1 pseudogene is annotated in these 219 nt (G+C 53.9%); it reads left to right on the top strand.

From position 1 onward, the window contains the following. Positions 1-110: 110 nt before the first annotated feature. A pseudogene (locus ACP7IZ_RS13945) lies at positions 111-219 on the top strand (transposase); the annotation flags it as partial.

Raw genomic sequence — 219 nt, 5'->3', positions numbered from 1 at the left:
CATGCGGGCTGCACGGTCACGAAACTCAGGCGGAAAACGCTTCGATTTATTGCTCATGAATTCTTCTTACCTCACGGGTCTTTCTGTCTCCACAAAACCCGGGGCAATTCATTGATGAGACCGGTTTTCTGAAGAAGGGTCAGGCGTCCTGCGGTGTGGGGCGGCAGTATACGGGATCTGCCGGCAAGATCACGAACTGCCAGATTGGTGTGTTTGGCG

Source organism: Acetobacter sp. AAB5, from assembly GCF_050106715.1.
Classification (GTDB): Bacteria; Pseudomonadota; Alphaproteobacteria; order Acetobacterales; family Acetobacteraceae; genus Acetobacter; species Acetobacter oryzifermentans.
Note: the sequence above shows the minus strand (reverse complement) of the source record. Positions and strands in the feature narration are given on the sequence as shown.